The following is a 19,684-nucleotide window of genomic DNA, read 5'->3' as shown; positions in this document are numbered from 1 at the left end:
AGGGTGTGCGAGGAGAGGTGATATGCGGCTCATTGACGAGCAGGGGCGGCTTTTGGGAAAGGTCAGCCTCTTGGATCTGGGAGCTCTGGCAATTGTGGTGGTGGCCATTGTCGCCGTCTTGTTCTTTCCGGGTCGGCAGGCGGGCAGTGTCGTCCAGGTGGGAGGTGGCCCCACGCTGCCGGTGGAAGTGGACATGATTGTGCGCGGGGTCAGCAGCCGCTCTATGGAACCTTTTCAGGCGGGGCAGAAGGCTGACCTGATCATCCGCAACCAGCCCTACGGCCAGGTGGAGGTGGTGCGAGTGGAAAATGTCAGCCGCACGGTGCCAGTGGTTTTCCCCGATGGGCGGGTGCAGAACTTGCCCGATCCCGAAGCCTATCGCCTCGATCTGGTGTTTACCTTGCGAGGGCGCGGCCAGCGGACGGAGAATGGCATCGTCCTGGGCAACAATCGCGTCAAAATCGGTGTTCCCCTAGAGCTAGAGACCTTTGGCTACAACTTGCGCGGCACCGTGATGGACGTGCGGCTGCCGCAATCGTAGAGGATGTCAACCCCAATGCAGCTACAGGAAATTGCCCAAAAATTGGGGTGTGCCTACGAGGGGGATCCCACCCTGGAAATTCACAGCGTGGCCAGCCTGGCGGAGGCTCGCCCAGGGGAGCTGAGCTTTCTCAGCGAGGCCCGCTACCTACCTCTCTTGGAGCAAACCCAGGCCAGCGCCGTCATCGTGGAGGAAGGGCTGGCTTTGCCCTGTTCCATTGCCTGCTTGCGGGGCAGGGATCCCCGTCTGCTCTTTGCCCAGGCCATTGAGCTGTTCTACCAACCCTACCGCCTGCCCGTTGGCATCCACCCCACCGCTGTGATCGATCCCAGCGTCGAGCTGGGGGAGGGGGTGGCAATCGGGCCGCACGCAGTGGTGATGGAGGGAGTGAAAATTGGCGACCACACCCAAATTCACCCCAATGTCACCATCTATCCCCACGTGCGGATTGGATCCCGGTGTCAGCTTTTCGCCAACTGCGTTATTCACGAGCGCACGGAGATTGGGGATGATTGCCTCATCCACAGCGGCGCTGTTATCGGCGACGACGGCTTTGGCCACATTCCTCTGGCAGATGGCTCCTGGCGGCGCATGCTCCAAGCGGGACGGGTGGTGCTAGAGGATAACGTAGATGTGGGCAGCAACACCACCATCGACCGGGCCGCCGTTGGCGAGACCCGTATTGGCCGGGGCACCAAGATCGACAATCTGGTGCAAATTGGCCACGGCGTGCGCACCGGATCCCACTGCCTGATCATCGCTCAGGTGGGCATTGCCGGCAGTACCCAATTGGGCCACCATGTCATTTTGGCCGGGCAATGTGGCTTGGCCGGGCATCTTCACATCGGCGATGGCGTGCGTGTGGCCGCCCAAACAGGCGTCACCAGCGATATCCCCGCCGGTCAAACGGTGGCAGGCTACCCCCATCAACCCATTTCCGAATGGCGCAAGAGCATGGCCGTCCAGCGGCACTTGCCTGAGCTCCAACGTACCTTGCGCAAGCTGGAAGCCCGTGTGGCCAAGCTAGAACAGAGCAGGGAATCATGAGAGACGGCAAAAGATGCGGATCCCCATAAGTCCCCCGCCTTGTCCTGTCGGCCCTAGCTCTGCTCCAGCAACGACCGCAAAGTGTTCAGGTACTCGTTGATGTTGCGCCGGTTGCCGCCGAAATCATATTCCCCAACACGGCCTTCGGAAGTAATGTGTAGACGAGTATGGCCAGGATCCCCTTCTATTGGCGACAGCGAAACCGTTAGATCGTCCACGAACTTAAAAAAGTTGGTGCGGGAGATCCCCTTCACTTCCATCGCCTCAGCATCCACAGAGACCAGTTCCCCCCGCTTCCAAACTTGAAAGGCTTGCTCAGCCGCTTTTAACACCTGGTCTGGGCTAGCTGCAATCACAACTTCCTGTTGGGCGCGATTGTAGGGGGATCCACCCAGGGTGGCCGCTTGTGCGGTGGGGATCCCGCTTGCCAAGCCGAAAAGCAGCACCGCTATCACCACCAAAAGTTTCCAGAAAGACATGCGGACAAAAGGAGAAGTTTACATCTCTTATTATGCCTTTCAGTTAGTAGAACGCTCCTGTTATCACCCTGTCAGCCTGAAGCAGAGCACCTGCCGGCGGTTCTATCGATGGGTTAGCCTACAGCTAATTCACTTGCCCCGAGTGCAAAAATGCTGGCCCAAGAAAAACTCCAAGAGAAAGCCGAGGAAAAGATTACTCCCCTCACCCGCCAGCAACTGGCGGAGCTCATGCCCTCGGCCCAGGGGCTGCTCAGCGATGAACCCGAAATGGAACACTCCCTGCATGCCCTGCAGCTTTTGATTCTGGTCAGCTGCCTCGCCCGCCTCTGGCAAGACCGCAACGACTACTTCCTCGCCTGGAACCTCACCGTCTACTACAGCCGAGAGCAACTCAAAAATAAAGACTTCCGCGGGCCAGATCTGTTTTTGGTCAAAGGGGTAGAAAACCGCCCCCGCCCTTCTTGGGTGGTGTGGGAAGAAGGTGGCAAATACCCGGACTTGATCATCGAGCTGCTTTCGGAATCGACTGCCAAAGTGGATCGGGGTGAGAAGCGGGAGCTTTACGAAAGGATTTTCAGGACACCGGAGTACTTTTACTATTCTCCGGAGACGCAGGAGTTTATGGGTTTGCGACTGAGGGGGGAGAAGTACGAGGAGATTGAGCCAACGGAGCAGGGCTGGCGCTGGAGCGAGATGCTGGAGCTGTATCTGGGGATCCATAACCAACAACTGCGCTACTTTTTCCCCAATGGGGAGCTGGTGCCTACTCCTGAAGAAGCTGAGAGAATCGAGCGCCAACGTGCTGAGCAAGAGCGACAGCGAGCAGAGCGCCTGGCCCAGAAGCTGCGGGAGCTGGGGGTGGATCCCGATACCTTGTAAGGGTAAAGAGAGGAGAACTGGCAATGACTAACCCGAACCCAATTACTGAGGTGCTGGATCCGGTTTATTTACCCGAGTTGCCCCCCACCCAAGACGAGCTCCCCTACGACGACAGCGAACCTATGGAAAGCTGGCGGCACAGGTGCCAGATGGACTTGCTCATCTCCACTACCCAAACCTGGTTGCAGCAGCGCCCTGATGGCTTTGTCGGTGGCAATATGTTTCTCTACTACAGCTTGGAGCAGACCAGCGGCCGCAATTTCAAAGGGCCGGATTATTTTGTGGTGTTGGGCGTGCCTAAAGGCGAGCGCAAAAGCTGGGTGATTTGGGAGCAGGGCAAAGGGCCGGACGTGGTGATTGAGCTTCTTTCTCCCAGCACTGCCCAGGAGGATAAAACAAGCAAAAAGCAACTTTATGAGCAGATTATCCGGGTGCCGGAGTACTTTTGGTTTGACCCGTTTGATCCAGAAGACTGGGCGGGGTTTCGGCTAAGGGGCGGCCGCTATGAGCCGATTAAAGAGGATGCAGAGGGTTGCTTGCCGAGCGAGGTTTTGGGATTGTGCCTAGTGAAGTGGGAGGGCAGGTTTCGGGACATCGAGGCCACCTGGATTCGCTGGGCCACTGCTGCTGGGGAACTGGTACCCACCGAGGCCGAACTGGAGCGGCAAAGGGCTGAGCAGGCCGAACAACGGGCAGGGCGCCTGGCCCGGAAGCTACAAGAGCTAGGGGTAGATCCAGACGCCCTGTAGACAGCCAAGTAACTCAAGACAACAGATGGATCCCTAGGAGGCCAACAGCAACACAGGTAGCTTTTGAATAGCAGGCCGTAATCCCTTGGGAAAGCGCTCCCGCTTCAAGAGATAGCGATAGTTGAGTTGGGGAATAAGTCTCTCCCATTGATAGGGGTTCAAGCCAGCTACCACTGAACAGAACGGCTCTCTACTGAGCTCTAACCCCTCTTCCATGAGCCTGAGAGCTATGTTGCCTGCAGCTATCTCCAGAGTTTGATTGGCCAGTTGCGGATCCGGATCCCCTAGGAAGATCAGAGCATAGTCTTCTGGCTGAGGACTGCGCAGAATTGGCTCCAGCAAGCCCTCCAGTTCTTGGATAAGCTGCTCTGTCTCCATTTCCCAGTAGGGGAAAAGGCCCACGTTGATCTTGCTCAGGCGGATCCCTTGTGGTTTGGAGGTTTCTGTTAGGCTATCTCTCATCACTACCAGGTTTTCTGAAGGACTCAGCCAAACCCCTGTGTAATCGACGCTATGCAACCTGAAAAAGGCTCCGATTTCCTGCTCGAAGTCATGAACAGCTTTCCAACATCCCTGCCAGTGTCCGTAATCATCGATTTGGATGAATCCTTGAGAATGAACCTGATCATAGAAATGATGAAAAATATCCATCGTTGACTGATACCAGTCAGCATCTGCATGCAGCAGAGCAACCTCGCTCACTTGCTCTCGATAGGTAGGCAAGGTGTCGGCAAACAGCCCCGGCACAGGAACAATTAGATCCCAGACCCCTAGTTCCCTGGCAATCACCTCTAAGTTCTCCGAAATGGGTGCCGCTAAAGCACCGGATCCAAAACCCGTATCGTTGGCAGCAACTCCTCGATAATCTCGATCCACCTCTGTTGGATCAGGCATACCTGAGAAGGTATCGAAAGCATATAGCCTGCGAGGTCGACGGCTGTAGTTCTTAATCACCCAGGCCAGCAAAGCTGAGCTTCCACCCCTGCAAACACCACATTCTACAAAGTTCCCAGGAATGTCTTCTTCACAAACCTGCTTAGCCAGTGAATAAAGGCTCCAAAGACGCTCAAAGCCCAGCGAGGTAAAAGATTTAACTTTCTCTAGCACCCTAGACAACTCAAGGTTACAGACCGGATAGTCCTTGAGGTGCTCTGGCAATGTCCAATTCACAGCAGGGTCTGGAATATGCTCAACGGGCTTGACATTGCCTCGCCAGGCCACTCCCATAATTTGCATGGTCTGGTAAATCATCGTGTTCCAGCCCCTGTCTCTCAAGTAATTCAAACCTTCAGCCACATCCGGCGAGGCTAGATCATGAAACAGAATCAAGGCATCCTCAGCAGCATAGCGCTCTGCCACTTGAGCATCCTGCAAGGGGGCTGGTGAGTCATGATTCCCATCGATGAAAATCAGAGACCAGCGACAATCCTCTTGCTGGGCAATCTCCTCCACCTTCCCTGGGCTATAGCCAGGGTAGAGATTGACATTAGAGCGAACTCCAGCCGAGCGAAGAGATTGATCCGCACTTCCATAAATCTGGGGATCGGCCAGAGCAGGATCTACCACATCGAGAATAACTCCTCCTGCCGCCAGGTGCGCAGTTGACCAACCTAGCCAACAGCCGATCTCTAGGGCGTTTTTTCCTTGTAGCTTAAGGGCAGTATTGTACAGAATATGAGCCTCGTCTCGACTAACAAAGCCGATAGTAGGTTGACGCAAATCCGCAGTCCAAAGGTGAGGAACTTCTTTCCGTAGATAAGGCCAGGGGTGAGAGCTTGGCTCGGCCGCAATCATTGAAGGAAAGCTATGGTCAAGATGTATTCTAATCTGGTTAGGCGATACGTAGTCGTATCTCTTGACCGGAGTGGAGATGATGCCTGCATACCGCAAGCTAGCTTCAATCTTAAAACCTTCAGTTGTAAGCGCAATATGAGTTGGTCTCACCTTAACTTCGGCTGTAAGATGTATGATTCCTACTGGATTGTGAGGTGGAAAAGGATCCACCCAAATCTTCCTTTGCAAATCCCATTGGGGCATCTCATAATGGGCTAGCCAGTTGCAATTTAATGGCAAAAGTTCAACTCTATCCAGACCTAAGTCCTTGTAAATAGCTACGTTTAAAGCAAATTGATCTGTGAGGAAGTCAAGGCAGTTATAAATGGCTTGACTCAGTCTTCTGCTCCACGCTGACCAGTGAGGAGATCGCCCAGTCCCAGAAAACACACCGGCATTCAGCAAAGGCTCTATCTCTAAACCAGCAAAATCCGTGTAGTGAAAGTAGCGACTATATTGCAAAGCTATCCAAGCGTGTTGCACGGATCTGGTGCTGTGTTTAGCAAATAACTCCGGGACTATTGCAAAGCCCTTTCTTTTTGCTCCCAAAGCAAGAAGATAAATTGCAGACCAATCTTGCACCCAAGCATCTGCATCAATCCAAATGTAAGTCTCATAGCTCGGGAAGTACCTAGGCAAGAAGGGTCTGGAAACTAGCGCCTTGAGGTACTTGGGCTGTCTATCGGCCTCTGGAAGGGTATAGTTCCAACCTGGCTCAACGATGTGGTCAACGTACTGACCTATCCATTGCAACTGCTCCGGTGTACAGCCTACATCCAAGAATCCAATATCTACAGAGTGCCCCTGAGGTTTCTCTCGGATGGAGAGAATAGTCCCCTGAACCAATTCAAAAAACTTGCTGTCAGCAGCCGTAACGATAATGGTTGAGTTCATAACCTTAAGTCTCTCCTCCAAGGCTTGAATTGTTGTCGACAAAGCAAGCCCTGCTTAGATAGCAAAGGACTCCTCTTTGGCCTGCTACAACTTCTCCCTGCCAGAGGAGATGGGTAGGGTCCAACATCTGATCAATCTGTTTGCGGTCTTGTTCTGAGCAAAACTCCACATAGATGACCTTGATATCTTCGAGTTGCTCTTGCAAGCTGGTCAACACCTCCACCTCATCTCCACCTGTAGCCACCCTGAGCACATCGATGGGCTCCAAACCCAACTCCTTGAGGGCTGCCCTGGCTTCCCGGAAAGGGAGCACCTGCTCCACTCCCCACTCGGCCTGAGGATCCTCCGGCCAGAGCCGACAAGTTCTGCAGCTATTCTGCCCCGCCAGCCCCACCGAATGCACAAAGCAGTTGCCCAAGCTGAGAATATTCTGCCGCAGCAGGTGTAGAGCTAGGGGATCCACCTCAAAACAATAAATGGCCGCCTCAGGGCAGAAACCCCGAAAACAAACGCTACCAAGGCCTACCCCAGCTCCGATGTCGATAACCGTCTGCACCTGACTAGACAGAAACACAGGAAAGTTAAGATACGTCCTCTCGTAAAAAACGGTGTTTGGGTAGAGCTTTACCGAAAACCTGAGTTTGCCAAAGTCAAAGCCAGTCAACACTGCTTCCATTAACTTACTGGCATTGGCCAAAAGAAGTTGGTGGTCCTCTGCCAAGACAAAAGCAAAGTTAGCCCTCACAGGCCGCCCCAGCCGCTGCAAGTCCTCAGCTGTGCACACCACAGCATCAAAACTAGGCCAACTGGCTGGCTCCCCTCTCACCTTGTGAATTCGCTCGGGCACTCCCTTCTGCTGCAGCAGGGCACAGGGATCCCCAAACCCCTCTTCCACATACAGCTCCAGCCGCGGCAAGTCCAGCAAGTCTGCTGCTATCACTTCCGGACAGCCGCAACTATAGCCAATAAGGATTTGAGGGGTGGCTGGAGAGATACTGAATACCGAGTTTGAAGAGGACATCTGTGTTGATTCTGGACAATGTCCTGATTCAAAGGCCTACAGCCTGCTTTCGGGAACGGACGCTATCTTACTGGCTAGCGTCTCATTGTTGTTTGAATTGACCATCAACTGCCTCCCAAACCCTCTGCGCCGCTCAACCCTCATCCCCTGCCCCTCTCCCAGAGGGAGAAGGGAGTAGCAAGGATAAGGGCAACCTAACTCAAATCCGCTGCCACCCGGTGGGCGCAGGCAAAGCCGGAGAAGGCAACGGCATTGAGCCCTTGGCCGGGGAAGGTGCTATCCCCCACGCAGTACAAGTTGGGGATGGCGGTGCGATTGAAGGGCATGCCCAGCAAGCCCCAGGGATCCCGGCTGGGGATAGGCCCATAGGTGCCGTTGCTGCGGCTCAAGAAGCGGCGGTGGGTGCGGGGGGTGCCTATCTCCTTCAGTTCAATGTGGGATCCCAGTTGGGGCCAAAGGGCCTCCAGGCGGCGGATGAGGCGGTCGGCGGCTTGCTGTTTTTGGATCTGGTACTGGCTTGGGTTCAACCCTTGCCAGGTGGACATCCAACTGGGGGTAAAGGCATGAACAATGTGGCGGCCCGGGGGAGCCAGGTCGGGATCCAACAGGGTGGGGACGGAGACGAAAAGGGTGCCCTGCTCAGCCTCCATCTGATCCCAGTCTTCCAGGAGAATGTGGTGACAATGGCATTCGCCGGCCAGGGCCTCGGCCCGCACCCCCAGGTGCAAGCTTAAAAAGCTAGGGGATTGCTGGTAGCGTTTTTGCCACTGCCGCTCCGCCCTGGGCAGGGATCCCGGCCATAGGCGCTCAAAGGTGTCCCAGCGGGTGGCATTGGAAATGATCGTGCGGGCAAAGAGCTTTTCCCCGCTGGCCAGCTCTACACCCACCGCCCGACCTCTTTCTTCCAGGATCCGCCGCACGGGTGCTTTGTAGCGGATCTGCCCGCCATGGGCCTCTAGCCCCTGGGCCAGCTTTTGGGCGATCTGCCCCACCCCCCCTTTGGGATAGTTGACACCGCCGTAGTGTCGGTCACAAAACACCATCCCGGCGTTGATCAGGGGCGTGCGATCCGCCGGCACCACCGACCAGCAGTAGCACTCCATGTCCACAAAGCGCAGCAAATCCGGATCCCGCAGACAGCGCCGCGCTACCTGGCCCACATTCACCGGCAAATAGCGCGCCAAGGTCAGGCAGCCGAGGGGATTGCTCACAAAAGAACGAAATAGATAGCCCCACTCCTCCAACGAGAGCAGCTCCATGGCGTTGAGGCTGTTGAAGATGGGCCACAGGCTATCGTAGAACCGGCGAATGCCGGCGGCTTCCCGGGGAAAGTAGCCGGATAGCTCCTGCAAAAACTGCTCGTAATCCCGGTGTACTCGGGGATTCAGCCCCTTGGGCAGGTGGTAGGCAATCTGCACCGGATCGGGGATGGACTCCAGGGATTGGCCCACGGCTGCCAAGGCGCGGGTCAGCAAGTTGGTGGTACCCTGGGTGCCCAACCCAAAGATCATGGAAGCGCCCACGTCGAAGCGGTAGCTCCCCTTGCCTAAGGGATCCGGACGCTCAAAGTAGCCGGCACTGCCCCCTGGAATGAGGTATTTCTCCAGCACCAGCACACGGTATCCTTTGGCAGCCAACTGGCTGGCCGCGACCAATCCCCCGATCCCCGCACCGATGACGATGGCATCCCAAGCAGGGGAAGGGGTGTGCAGAGCCTGCAAGAAGGTCTGAGAAGGCAAAGTAGAGGTCAAGGGATCCCTCTGGAAACTCAAACGCAAGATCAGTATCTTTACCGTACCAGAGGTTCTAGGGTTTCCCCATGAGTTGAGCTCCCCTGGGAATGAGTTTGCCCAGATCTGCAAGATCCCCAAATAGAGATTGTGGCGCGGGCTACGGAACCGAATTCACGAATTTGCTATACAGAATCCGGCCACACGACACAGATGGTTTTGCCATGTTGGTGACCCAGCATCCTGTCTTTCGGCGCTTTTGGTACCCGGTGATGCCCCTCAGCCGATTGGAGCAGGGATCCCCGCAACCTTTCGAGCTGCTGGGGGAAAAGATCGTCCTTTGGCTGGACGAGGCCGGACAGCCCCAGGCAGCCGCAGACCGCTGCTGTCATCGATCGGCTCAATTGTCCAAGGGGATCGTTAGCAACGGCCACCTTCGCTGCCCCTACCATGGCTGGGAGTTTGATGGCACGGGAGCCTGTGTCAAGGTGCCGCAACTGCCGGATCAGGCCCGCATCCCAGAGAGCTACCGCATTCCCGCCTATCTCTGCCAGGCCCGCTATGGCTATGCTTGGGTGTGCTTGCATCCCCAGCCTCTACGGGGGATCCCGGTCATCCCAGAAGCCGAGGATCCCAGTTACCGGCTCATCCACGAGTTCTACGAACGCTGGGAATGTGCCAGCTTGCGCATCTGCGAGAACGAGTTCGATGCCGCCCACATCAGCTTTGTACACCAGAACACCTTTGGCAGTATGGAAGACTTGGTACCCAGCCACTTCGAGGTCGAGGAGCTGGACTACGGGATCCGCACCCGCACAGTGCTCGGTGTAGCCAACCCAGAGCTGCAACAGCGCAACCTGGGCATTGCTGCCGCCAAAACCGAGCGCACCACCACTTCAACCTGGCATTTGCCCTTCACCAACCACCTTCACATCCGCTACCCCAATGGCCGCAGCCATGTCATCGTCAACATCCCCACCCCCATCAACGACCGAGCCTCCCAAGTGGTGCAGTTTTGTTTGCGCAACGACACCGAAGCCGATACCCCAGCCGCCGAGGTTATCCGCTTTGACCGGGCTGTAACTCTGGAAGATAAAGCCATTTTGGAGACCACGGATCCCGACGTTCCTCTCACCCTCAGCGCCGAGCAGCACATGCTCACCGATAAGCCCGGGATCCTGATGCGCAAGCAATTGGCGGCTCTGCTTAAAGCCCACAGCAGCTCCTCAAACCAGATTTTCTAGGCTGCGGGTGCCGGCGTAGCGGCTGTAGGCGTAGATCAACCCCAGGGTGAGGCCGGTGACCAAAAAGCTGAGGGCCGCCCCGAAAGGATAGTCCAGGCTGGAGCCAAACTGCAACTGAATCACATTCCCGATCAACAGCGTTTTGCTGCCCCCCAACAGATCCGGCACTACGAACATGCCGAAAGCCGGGATCCCCACCAGAATGAGGCCCGCCGCCAGTCCAGGCAAGGTCTGGGGCAGAAGCACCCACCAAAAGACCTGCCAACCCTTGGCATAGAGATCCCGTGCCGCTTCCGCCAGCCGCCAATCGATGCGCTCCACCGCCGTGTACAGGGGCAAGACCATGTAGGGCAAAAACGTGTAGACCATGCCCAGATAAACCGCCAGCCAACTGGGATACAGAGCCGTTTGCGGTGGGATCCAGCCCAGCCAGGCCGCCAAGCGAGCCGGCCACCCTTCCGGGGCCAGCACCACCATCCAGGCGTAGGTGCGGATCACCAGGTTCGTCCAAAAGGGCACCACCACCAAGGTGAGCAACAGATCCCGTTGTCGGGGTGGGTGGGCGGCAATGAAGAAAGCCAATGGGTAGGCCAGCAGCACGCAAAAAAAGGTGGTCACCCCCGCCACCAGCAGGCTGCGGCCCAAGATCTGCCAGTAGATGGGCGTCCATCCCAAGGGGCCAAAGCCGAGAATGCGCAGATAGTTCTCCAGGGTCAGGGGCAGTTGAATCTGGCCAAACTCCCCGCGGCTGAGAAAGCTGCACACCAACAGCAACAGCCCCGGCAGCACCAGAAAAAACATCACCCACAGCACCCCTGGCCCAGCAAAAATTAGGCTGCGCCCCAACTCCTGCCAAGGGGTGAGCAGCTCCCCAAATCGCACCTGGGCTTGGCCAGGGATCCACTTGCCCACAGGAGATGGCAGCTTCAACATCCAGTCTCCTCCTGACGGGGATCCCGTCGCAAACGGATTAGGCTTTTCGGGGGTAGGTGGGCCACCAGCGCTGCGCCGATCTCAAACCCTGCATCCTCAATATCGGTGTTGAGGGCCGTGGCCTTGAGCTGCTGACCTTGGTTTGTCCGCAACAGGTATTGGTTCTCAGCCCCAGTGTAGATGAGGTTTTCCACCCGCACCGGCACCTGGTTGGGCAGCAGATCCCAGCCGCTGCGAGAGAGCTGGATCTTTTCCGGGCGAATGGCCAGTTGCACCGGTTCCGAGCTGGCCGGGATCCCCAAGACCTTCAGCTTTCCCAAGGGCGTATCCACACAGTCCGTCCCACAGGCGATCCCCTCGATCAGGTTGCTGGCCCCTAAAAAGTCGGCTACGAAGGCCGTCGCCGGGCGCTCGTACACCTCATCGATAAGGCCCACTTGCTCAATGCGCCCCGCCCGCATCACCGCCACCCGGTCGCTGGTCACCAAAGCCTCTTCTTGGTCGTGGGTAACGAAAATAAAGGTCATGCCCAGGCGGCGCTGCAACTCGCACAACTGCACCTGAAGCTGCTTGCGCAACTTGGCATCCAACGCCGACAGCGGCTCATCCAACAAGAGCACTTCCGGCTCGTTCACCAAAGCCCGAGCCAAGGCCACCCGCTGCTGCTGTCCCCCCGACAGCTCATGGGGCTTCCGCTTGGCCAGAGCTGCAATCTCCACCAATTCCATAGCAGCCGCTACCCGCTTGCGCAGAGCTTCTCCCCGCACACCCCGCATGCGCAGGCCGAAGGCGATGTTGTCCTCCACCGTCATAAAAGGGAAAAGGGCATAGCTCTGAAACACCGTGTTGACGTTGCGCTTGTGGGCGGGCAGGTGGCTCACCGGGCGACCTCGAATCACCACTTCCCCAGCATCGGCCATCTCCAGGCCGGCCAGGATACGCAGCAGGGTGGTCTTGCCGCAGCCGGAAGGGCCCAGCAGGCCGAAAAACTCCCCCCGCCGGATGTTCAGCTCAATGCCATTGAGGGCCACAAAATCGCCAAAACGCTTGTAGAGGCCCGCCACTTCTACATCCCAGTCGGGATCCCGGAGGGTAGAAATACTGGAGATGACACTCGCGATCACAGTTGACAGCGCTGATAAAACCATCTAACCCAGTATGCAAGTCTCCGAGAAAATTGCAGTTATCCTCCACACCAGGGGCACCAGTTCCAGGCTCAGCCCTGCAAACGGGGATCCCTGGCCGTAGCCTTTCCAGATGGGAAACGTTGGGAACAAAGGACTCCGTCTCGCTATCGCGAACGGCCCCATAATAGGGTATGCATGGGTTGCTGCCAAAACAGCTCCTGCCCCGGCCCTCAATAGGTATCAGGGATGGGATCCGCAGGTGTCGCGGGCTCCTGCATCGGCCAGACCCAATCCGTGAGGTCTTGGGAAGGGATCCCTTCCGGTAGCAGCCCATGGCAGCGGGAGCGAAACAGACAACTGTTGCAGCGCTCAGTGTGGGGGGTCATGGGAAAGTCTTGCGCCTCCAGTTGCCGCAGGTGGTTCAGAGTGGCTCTTAGGTGGGCCAGGTCTTGCTCATAGGCGGCGGCGCTGTAATACCGGTGGAAGGGCTGCTGCGGATGTTGCACATACCAAAAGGTCAGTTGCACCTGCTCCGGCTCAAAAGGGCCTTCCAGGGGCAGCTGCTGGGCCACCTCGCAGAGCAGCAGAGGGTAAAGGCGCACCTGCCAGTCTTGGGCCAACTGTTCATCGCGAGGACGTTGACGCTCAGTTTTCCAGTCCAGGATGTGCAGGGATCCGGGGATAATCACCAGCCGATCCAAACGGGCTATCAACTTAAAGCCCTCAATCCGTTGCCACAGGGGCAACTCCGCCAACACCCGTCCCTGGGGATGGGCATGGGGACTGGCCAAAAACACCTGCCACCCCTGCTGCACCACTTCATCCAGGGCAGACAAACGCGGCTCCACCTGCCGCCCGCGGCTGTGCCACTCCACCAAACGGTGAAACTGCCGTCCGCGCCTCTGCTCCAGCTCGTGCTCAAAAACACTGGCAGCGGGCCAGATCAACCGCTCCAGGTACACATAGCGAAACAGGCGGGGGCAATGGTCCAGCAGGGCCAGTGAAGAGGCGGAGAGGTTGACCTGCTCAAGACTCAACCTCTCCAGAGAAGGGGCAGCAGGGATCCCAGACAAAGTGCTCCGCACCGCTGTCGCGAAGGGGAAGAGCTGGCAAGAGGGGGCTAAGTTCCACTGCTCTCAGGATACCCCCACCGCCACCAGGGGTCGCCCAGCGGAGGAGCATGACTCTAGTCAATAATAAGCTCAACTATACTGAAAATAATGTATAATATGTTCAGTACGGATTACTACCAGTTGATCTTTCTGTTTACTTTCGAGTCTGCCAACATGGTAGCCAAAGCAAAGCAGAAAATTGGTAGTAAGACGACACGGAAACTGCGCTTTGGGTATTCTACTCAAAGCTTTGCGGGATACCGCCATTCTGTTCGGACTCCGTCCCGCTGACGCGAATGGAAACAAACAGAATGCTATCGCTGCATAGTTGAACAGTGATGTTCAGCAGTGTTCAGCGTAAATGTATCAGCTCATTTCCAACCTTCTCCAAATTTCCATCCTGCTGCTCCGCAACGCTTGCGCAGAAGGGCGTGGGCGGGATCTGGACTGCAACCGCCCGCTGGAGCTGGGATCCCTGTCGGGATGGCTAGACCCGGAACCGTCTGTGGTTGCGCTAGGTTCCCACCGGACTTGCCCAGACCCAGATGGCGACCATCCCATCCCAGAGCAACAGAAGCAGAGCAAAACATCCTAGGAGCCCGTACATCCAAGGCTGAACGTAGGGGCGCAGCCCGCCAATCTCCAGTTGAGCGTGCCGTCGAATCTCAGCCAACAGCTGCTTGAACCTGGTCACCCGCATCGGCAAAAGTACGCGATCCCCCCCTCGGCTGACCAAGTAATACACCATACCACCCTGGCTGGTGGAGCGGGGCTCAATGCGCTCGATATCGGCCCACCGGATCTGCCACTCCTGCCGCACAAAAGGCGGCACCCAACTGGGGTAGGTGGCCTGCATGCCCTCTTCGTCCAACTGAATCTGCTGGCTCAGGGATCCCAGGACTACCCCCCATCCCAGCAGCAGAGCAATCCAAAGGGATCCCAGCTCAAGAGGTGTTGCCTGTTGCCGAGCCAGCAGGATGGGTAGGGGCAGAACCAGTCCCCAGTACAGAGCCTGCACAGCGCAGCGAATTAAGGGAGAGATGGGGAAGGTCATCGTCGGCAAGATGAGGCTGGCTTTATCAAACTTAAGATAGCGCTAGATAGCGCTTAAAAAGGCACCTCCTCCTCCAAGGACTCCGTCCCGCTGAGGCGAACGGCAAGCTGAGAAGACTGCTCACGCCGGTAGGACGGATTCCTTACTGCATTGGGAAAGTCTACGGGATGAGGACTCCGCCCCGCTGACGCGGACGGCTCTGCTCCTGTTGGCGAGCCGTAGGTCTCACCGGAGAGCAGGTCAGGGGATCCCTCGGCTTCTATAGCCTGATACATTTACGCTGAACACTGCTGAGCATTACTGCTCAGCGGTGAAGCGATAGCATTCTGTCCGTTTCCAAACAGAACGGCGGTATCCCGCAAAGCCCTGAGCATGACGCCCAGAGCGCCTTGCCAATCTCGTGGTAGCCTATGGTTGCACTTTGGGCATCTAAACACCTTTGCGCCACCCAACTTAGTGTGGATGTGCCCGCACTTGGTACAGGTTTTGCTGGTGTACGCTTCCGATACTTCCACGACGACCACGTTTTTCTTTTGGGCTTGAAACTTCAGGAACTGCTTGAACCGATAGTGCGCCCAGGTGAGCATCGCCCTCGCCGTCTTGCTACCAAACTTCCTCCCCGCCTTGGCAACCATCTTGGCTGACTCGAAAGTGGGGAGGAATATCAATCGGTAGTTATCCGTTAAGAACGCCGCTACCTTGCGATGGCACTCGTCCACCAAGTTCCTGATTCTCTCCCGCAGACGAAACGCCGCTTGCCGCATTCGCCTGCGCCTGAGTCTCGGTGCTTTGCTCAGCCTAGACTGCAGATCGTCTAGGTGGTAGCACAGCCGAGCGATTCTACCGAAGTCTCCTTTGGCAATATCTACAAAACCCGCTCCATTAAACCCTGTGAAGAAGCTTCTTACTCCAGGGTCAAGCGCAACAACCCCCTTTGCTAACGAACACTGCTCGTTCACGGGCTCAGGAAAGATGGCATACCATCTGTCTTTCACCCGCATTAGTTCAGTCCCACGTGCCCATTCTCTGGGCATCTCCTCGGATGCACGGAACGCCAAGCCTCGGGTGAGTTTCGGATACCACGTCCCATTGCGAAAGTTGCCGGCGTTGAATTGCAGCGTATGCGACCCGTCCCGCACACTGCGAAACCTCGCGTCTTTGCTTCGGCGAAACGCCAACCACGCCTCGACGACCGCGTTCTGCTTGATGTGGCAGGGGGCGTCCTTCACCCACTGGGGCAGGTCGGAGTGCAGGATGATGTCCCGCAGCTTTCTGGCCGTTTTTGGAACACCATGCCGGCGCTGATAGGCAATCGCTTGGTTGTAGCAGTACCGGCACGCCGCTTGCCACCGCTTCCAAACTTTAGCCAGCGCTGGCTCCGGATAAATCCGTATCTTTCTCGATTGCAGCCCGGTATTTTCTGAGTCCGTAGAGCCGACTGCTGAAGCAGTGCAGGATGGTGAGGATATCCTCAACCAGTTCCTGTTGGGGAGAAAGGTGATCGTCATCGAGAACCAAGATTTCGCATCCGTATTGACGGCACTACCACTCAACGAACTCAAATCCAAACCGGCAGAGTCGATCCCGGTGAGCGACCACAATTGTTCCGACATCTCCCGCACGAACTCGTTCCAATAAGGCAAGGAACTTTGGTCTTTTGAAGTTGAGACCGCCGCCAATCTCTCCGACCACTTCGGCTCCAGGATAGAGGTTAACCAGTCTTGCAATCTGTCTCTCCAAGTCTGGTTTCTGCCCTCGACTGCTGACTCGGGCGTACACAACGACTCGTTTGTCCTTTTTGGGCGCTCTGTTCGCGTCAGCGGGCCGGAGGCCAATGTAGCTGTCGAGGTCATACCTTCTCGCCCTACCAGATGGTGTACGTATTGCATTGATCCAGCCTTTCTGTTCCCATCGCCTCAAAGTGTGGAGACACACCCCAAAATAATCCGCCGCTTCTCTCGGTTTTACATACCTAGCCATACCAAGCAGCTATACTGAACATGCTATACATTATTTTCAGTATAGTCCAGCGTATCATTGACTAGAGTCATGCTCCTGCCAGCCAAGATTCGATCTGCCGGCAAGGGATCCCTGCCTTAACCGATGGAAAAAACCTGATCCAGACTCAACTCTCCAGCCCGGATCCCTGGGATCCCAACTTTCTCCTCGGGGGTGTAAGCCTCTCTTTTCTGGTAAACTCCCGACCCTGTTGGCAAGCTGTACGTCTCTAGGCAGTTCTCTTGCAAGTTCAAGATCCAGTAGTTGGGGATCCCGGCTTTGGCGTAGAGTCCGAGTTTGACTTCCCGATCATAGGTAAGGGAAGAATCAGCCACTTCGATGATGAGATAGATGTCTTCGGGCTGAGGATGCCGAGAGCGGTACTCATCCTGCTGAAAGCGCACAATGGCAAAGTCGGGCTCTGGCTCGTGATTGGGGGGCAGTTGCACCGGATCCTGGGTGCGCACAATAGCTTGCTCCTGCACAAGGCCCACCAACAGTCGGTACAGGCGGCTACAGTAGGCGGCGTGCCTCTCCCCTTTCGTCATCTTTTGAACTAGGAGCCCGTCAATCAGCTCCAACTGATTGGGCTCTTCAATCTGTCCAGACTCAATCAGTCGATGAAACTCCTCAAAGGTATATCGCCTGATATAGGGATCCAATCGGGCGGCTAGAGTCATCGACCAAACTCATCAGACCCTAAACTTCATATCACCACTCTACCAACTCACAAAAAAGGGATCCCTGGACCAGCCGAGGGATCCCTATTCAGCAGGTTATGGGCTTGCTACCCCGACTGAGAGGCTGTCGAGGCGATAACAAAGGCCGCGTAGGTCAACACGTAACCCACCGTGAAGTGAGCCAGACCCACCAGACGACCTTGGACAATCGACATGGCCACCGGCTTGTCTTTCCAGCGGATCAGCTTGGCCAAGGGAGTGCGCTCATGCGCCCACACCAAGGTCTCGATCAGCTCTTGCCAGTAGCCGCGCCAGGAGATCAGGAACATGAACCCGGTTGCCCACACCAGGTGGCCGAACAGGAACATCCAGGCCCAAACCGCCAGGTTATTCATCCCGTAGGGGTTGTAGCCGTTGATCAACTGGGCGGAGTTGGCCCAGAGGTAATCCCGCAGCCAGCCCATCAGGTAGGTGGAGTTCTCGTTGAACTGGGCAGTGTTGCCGCTCCAAACCCCAAGCTGCTTCCAGTGCCAGTAGAAGGTGACCCAGCCGATGGTGTTCAGCATCCAGAACATGGCCAGGTAGAAGGCATCCCAGGCAGAGATGTCGCAGGTGCCGCCCCGACCCGGGCCATCGCAGGGGAAGCTGTAGCCGAAGTCTTTCTTATCCGGCATCAGCTTGGAGCCGCGGGCGTCCAACGCCCCCTTGACCAGGATCAAGGTGGTGGTGTGCAGGCCCAGCGCAATGGCGTGGTGCACCAGGAAGTCACCCGGGCCAATGGGCAGGAACAGGGATCCATTGGGATCGTTGATGGCCTGCAGCCAGCCCGGCAGCCACACGTTGCCGTAGTTGGGCCAAGCGGTAGAAGCAAGGCTGTCGGGGTTGGACAACAACACATCCATGCCGTAGATCATCTTGCCGTGGGAGGCCTGGATGAACTGGGCGAACACCGGCTCGATCAGGATCTGCTTCTCGGGCGTGCCGAAGGCTTGCATGACATCGTTGTGGACGTACAGCCCCAGCGTGTGGAAGCCCAAGAACAGCGATACCCAACTGAGGTGGGAGATGATCGCTTCTTTGTGATCCAGCACCCGCGCCAGCACGTTGTTCTTGTTGGCCTCAGGATCGTAGTCCCGCACCAGGAAGATGGCCCCGTGGGCAAACGCCCCCACCATCAAGAAGCCAGCAATGTACTGGTGATGGGTGTAGAGAGCCGCCTCCGTGGTGTGATCCATGGACATGAACACGTAGGGGTTAAGGGCGTACATGTGCTGCGCCACCAGCGAGGTCACCACCCCCAGACAGGCCAAGGCCAGAGCCAACTGGAAGTGCAGGGAGTTGTTGACCGTGTCGTAGAGACCTTTGTGGCCTTCTCCCAGCAGGCCTCCGAAGGGAGTGCCCTTGGGGGGGTTGTGGGCGCCAAGGATCTCCCGGATGCTATGGCCAATGCCCCAGTTGGTGCGGTACATGTGGCCGGCCACGATGAAGATCACCGCGATGGCCAGGTGGTGGTGGGCCATGTCCGTCAGCCACAGAGACTGGGTGTTGGGGTTAAAGCCACCCAAGAAAGTGAGGATGGCCGTGCCCGCCCCTTCTGCCGTGCCCCAGACATGGTTGGCCGTGTCCGGGTTTTGGGCGTAGACCCCCCAGTTGAGGGTAAAGAAGGGCTTCAGACCTGCCGGGTGGGGCAGAGTGGTAAGGAAGTTGTCCCAGCCTACGTGCTGCCCGCGGGACTCGGGGATGGCGACGTGTACCAGGTGACCAGTCCAAGCCAGGGAACTGACCCCAAACAAGCCGGCCAGGTGGTGGTTGAGACGGGCTTCAGCGTTCTTGAACCAGCTCAGGCTAGGCCGGAAGCGGGGCTGCAGGTGCAGCCAGCCGGCAAACAGAAACACCGCCGCCAACAACAACAGGCCAATGGCACCGGCGTAGAGATCGCCGTTGGTGCGCAGGCCAATGGTGTTGAACCAGTAGTACAGGCCAGAGTAGGCCGCGTTGACGGGGCCGCCGCCCCCCGGTTGGGTAAAGGCTTCCACCGCTGCCTTGCCAAAGTGGGGATCCCAGATGGCGTGGGCGATGGGGGTGACACCCGTGGGGTTGGCTACCCATTGCTCATAGTTGCCTTGCCAAGCAATGTGGAAGACGTTGCCGGAGGCCCACAGGAAGATGATTGCCAGATGGCCAAAGTGGGTGGCGAACAGCTTTTGGTAAAGCCGCTCCTCCGTCATGCCATCGTGGGTCTCGAAGTCGTGGGCGGTGGCAATGCCATACCACAGCCGACGCGTGGTGGGATCGCTGGCCAGGTCTTGGCTGAATTGGGGAAAACGAGTTGCAGTTGTCATGATTCTCTCTTCCTCCTTGCC

At 57.0% G+C, this 19,684-nt stretch carries 17 protein-coding genes and 1 pseudogene; 5 read left to right on the top strand and 13 right to left on the bottom strand.

All coding sequences use genetic code 11. The annotated features are described in order from the left end of the window. Positions 1-22: 22 nt before the first annotated feature. Positions 23-541 (top strand): DUF4330 domain-containing protein, encoded by a 519-nt coding sequence (locus tag ACVWY9_RS09205; protein ID WP_414342569.1) that lies wholly within the window; start codon positions 23-25, stop codon positions 539-541. 15 nt (positions 542-556) lie between these two features. After that, positions 557-1,588, top strand: a complete 1,032-nt coding sequence (gene lpxD / locus ACVWY9_RS09200) for a UDP-3-O-(3-hydroxymyristoyl)glucosamine N-acyltransferase (RefSeq protein ID WP_457388159.1) — start codon at positions 557-559, stop codon at positions 1,586-1,588. A 53-nt stretch (positions 1,589-1,641) separates the two neighbouring features. Here lpxD and ACVWY9_RS09195 read toward each other — a convergent pair whose 3' ends face one another. After that, positions 1,642-2,067, bottom strand: coding sequence for a DUF1499 domain-containing protein (locus ACVWY9_RS09195; RefSeq protein WP_457384495.1), 426 nt, complete (start codon positions 2,065-2,067; stop codon positions 1,642-1,644). Positions 2,068-2,217: 150 nt separating this feature from the next. Here ACVWY9_RS09195 and ACVWY9_RS09190 point away from each other — a divergent pair, with 150 nt between their 5' ends. Beyond that, a complete protein-coding gene (locus ACVWY9_RS09190) occupies positions 2,218-2,946 on the top strand; it encodes a Uma2 family endonuclease (protein ID WP_457384496.1) in 729 nt (242 codons plus the stop codon). Positions 2,947-2,969: 23 nt separating this feature from the next. Then, entirely contained in the window at positions 2,970-3,695 is a 726-nt protein-coding gene (locus tag ACVWY9_RS09185) for a Uma2 family endonuclease (protein WP_457388147.1), read from the top strand. A gap of 33 nt (positions 3,696-3,728) precedes the next feature. On the opposite strand, the gene ACVWY9_RS09180 is transcribed toward ACVWY9_RS09185, so the two are convergent. From ACVWY9_RS09180 to crtH, 3 genes are all read right to left on the bottom strand, one after another. Further along, complete coding sequence (locus ACVWY9_RS09180; RefSeq protein WP_457388146.1) at positions 3,729-6,422, bottom strand: TylF/MycF/NovP-related O-methyltransferase; 2,694 nt, start codon at positions 6,420-6,422, stop codon at positions 3,729-3,731. A 4-nt stretch (positions 6,423-6,426) separates the two neighbouring features. Beyond that, positions 6,427-7,347, bottom strand: a complete 921-nt coding sequence (locus ACVWY9_RS09175) for a hypothetical protein (protein ID WP_457388145.1) — start codon at positions 7,345-7,347, stop codon at positions 6,427-6,429. A 290-nt stretch (positions 7,348-7,637) separates the two neighbouring features. After that, entirely contained in the window at positions 7,638-9,194 is a 1,557-nt protein-coding gene (gene crtH / locus ACVWY9_RS09170; RefSeq protein WP_457388144.1) for a carotenoid isomerase, read from the bottom strand. 203 nt (positions 9,195-9,397) lie between these two features. Here crtH and ACVWY9_RS09165 point away from each other — a divergent pair, with 203 nt between their 5' ends. Beyond that, complete coding sequence (locus ACVWY9_RS09165) at positions 9,398-10,417, top strand: aromatic ring-hydroxylating dioxygenase subunit alpha (protein ID WP_457388143.1); 1,020 nt, start codon at positions 9,398-9,400, stop codon at positions 10,415-10,417. On the opposite strand, the gene ACVWY9_RS09160 is transcribed toward ACVWY9_RS09165, so the two are convergent. The 9 genes and pseudogenes from ACVWY9_RS09160 to psaB form a co-directional block, all read right to left on the bottom strand. After that, positions 10,400-11,350, bottom strand: a complete 951-nt coding sequence (locus ACVWY9_RS09160) for an ABC transporter permease (RefSeq protein ID WP_414342559.1) — start codon at positions 11,348-11,350, stop codon at positions 10,400-10,402. The genes ACVWY9_RS09165 and ACVWY9_RS09160 overlap by 18 nt on opposite strands. Beyond that, a complete protein-coding gene (locus ACVWY9_RS09155) occupies positions 11,344-12,483 on the bottom strand; it encodes an ABC transporter ATP-binding protein (protein WP_457388158.1) in 1,140 nt (379 codons plus the stop codon). Before ACVWY9_RS09155 ends, ACVWY9_RS09160 begins: the two co-directional genes overlap by 7 nt. A gap of 224 nt (positions 12,484-12,707) precedes the next feature. Beyond that, a complete protein-coding gene (locus ACVWY9_RS09150) occupies positions 12,708-13,562 on the bottom strand; it encodes a PD-(D/E)XK nuclease family protein (RefSeq protein WP_457388142.1) in 855 nt (284 codons plus the stop codon). Between the two features lie 541 nt (positions 13,563-14,103). Continuing rightward, positions 14,104-14,643 (bottom strand): hypothetical protein, encoded by a 540-nt coding sequence (locus ACVWY9_RS09145; protein WP_414331790.1) that lies wholly within the window; start codon positions 14,641-14,643, stop codon positions 14,104-14,106. A gap of 53 nt (positions 14,644-14,696) precedes the next feature. After that, a complete protein-coding gene (locus ACVWY9_RS09140; protein WP_457388141.1) occupies positions 14,697-14,918 on the bottom strand; it encodes a hypothetical protein in 222 nt (73 codons plus the stop codon). Beyond that, positions 14,919-16,118, bottom strand: coding sequence for an RNA-guided endonuclease InsQ/TnpB family protein (locus ACVWY9_RS09135; protein WP_457388157.1), 1,200 nt, complete (start codon positions 16,116-16,118; stop codon positions 14,919-14,921). Further along, positions 16,006-16,623: pseudogene (locus ACVWY9_RS09130) on the bottom strand (IS607 family transposase). Before ACVWY9_RS09130 ends, ACVWY9_RS09135 begins: the two are co-directional and overlap by 113 nt. 116 nt (positions 16,624-16,739) lie before the next feature. Further along, positions 16,740-17,321, bottom strand: coding sequence for a Uma2 family endonuclease (locus ACVWY9_RS09125; protein WP_011431692.1), 582 nt, complete (start codon positions 17,319-17,321; stop codon positions 16,740-16,742). Between the two features lie 107 nt (positions 17,322-17,428). Continuing rightward, entirely contained in the window at positions 17,429-19,663 is a 2,235-nt protein-coding gene (gene psaB / locus ACVWY9_RS09120; protein WP_011431693.1) for a photosystem I core protein PsaB, read from the bottom strand. Positions 19,664-19,684: the final 21 nt, after the last annotated feature.

This window comes from Thermostichus sp. OS-CIW-31 (assembly GCF_054060305.1).
Note: the sequence above shows the minus strand (reverse complement) of the source record. Positions and strands in the feature narration are given on the sequence as shown.

Bases quoted from the DNA above. Each gene is read 5' to 3' on its own strand.
- ACVWY9_RS09145 (WP_414331790.1), bottom strand. From the start codon at position 14,643: ATGACCTTCCCCATCTCTCCCTTAATTCGCTGCGCTGTGCAGGCTCTG.
- ACVWY9_RS09185 (WP_457388147.1), top strand. From the start codon at position 2,970: ATGACTAACCCGAACCCAATTACTGAGGTGCTGGATCCGGTTTATTTA.
- ACVWY9_RS09180 (WP_457388146.1), bottom strand. From the start codon at position 6,422: ATGAACTCAACCATTATCGTTACGGCTGCTGACAGCAAGTTTTTTGAA.
- psaB (WP_011431693.1), bottom strand. From the start codon at position 19,663: ATGACAACTGCAACTCGTTTTCCCCAATTCAGCCAAGACCTGGCCAGC.
- ACVWY9_RS09165 (WP_457388143.1), top strand. From the start codon at position 9,398: ATGTTGGTGACCCAGCATCCTGTCTTTCGGCGCTTTTGGTACCCGGTG.
- ACVWY9_RS09140 (WP_457388141.1), bottom strand. From the start codon at position 14,918: ATGTATCAGGCTATAGAAGCCGAGGGATCCCCTGACCTGCTCTCCGGT.
- ACVWY9_RS09205 (WP_414342569.1), top strand. From the start codon at position 23: ATGCGGCTCATTGACGAGCAGGGGCGGCTTTTGGGAAAGGTCAGCCTC.
- ACVWY9_RS09160 (WP_414342559.1), bottom strand. From the start codon at position 11,350: ATGTTGAAGCTGCCATCTCCTGTGGGCAAGTGGATCCCTGGCCAAGCC.
- ACVWY9_RS09125 (WP_011431692.1), bottom strand. From the start codon at position 17,321: ATGACTCTAGCCGCCCGATTGGATCCCTATATCAGGCGATATACCTTT.
- ACVWY9_RS09195 (WP_457384495.1), bottom strand. From the start codon at position 2,067: ATGTCTTTCTGGAAACTTTTGGTGGTGATAGCGGTGCTGCTTTTCGGC.
- ACVWY9_RS09190 (WP_457384496.1), top strand. From the start codon at position 2,218: ATGCTGGCCCAAGAAAAACTCCAAGAGAAAGCCGAGGAAAAGATTACT.
- lpxD (WP_457388159.1), top strand. From the start codon at position 557: ATGCAGCTACAGGAAATTGCCCAAAAATTGGGGTGTGCCTACGAGGGG.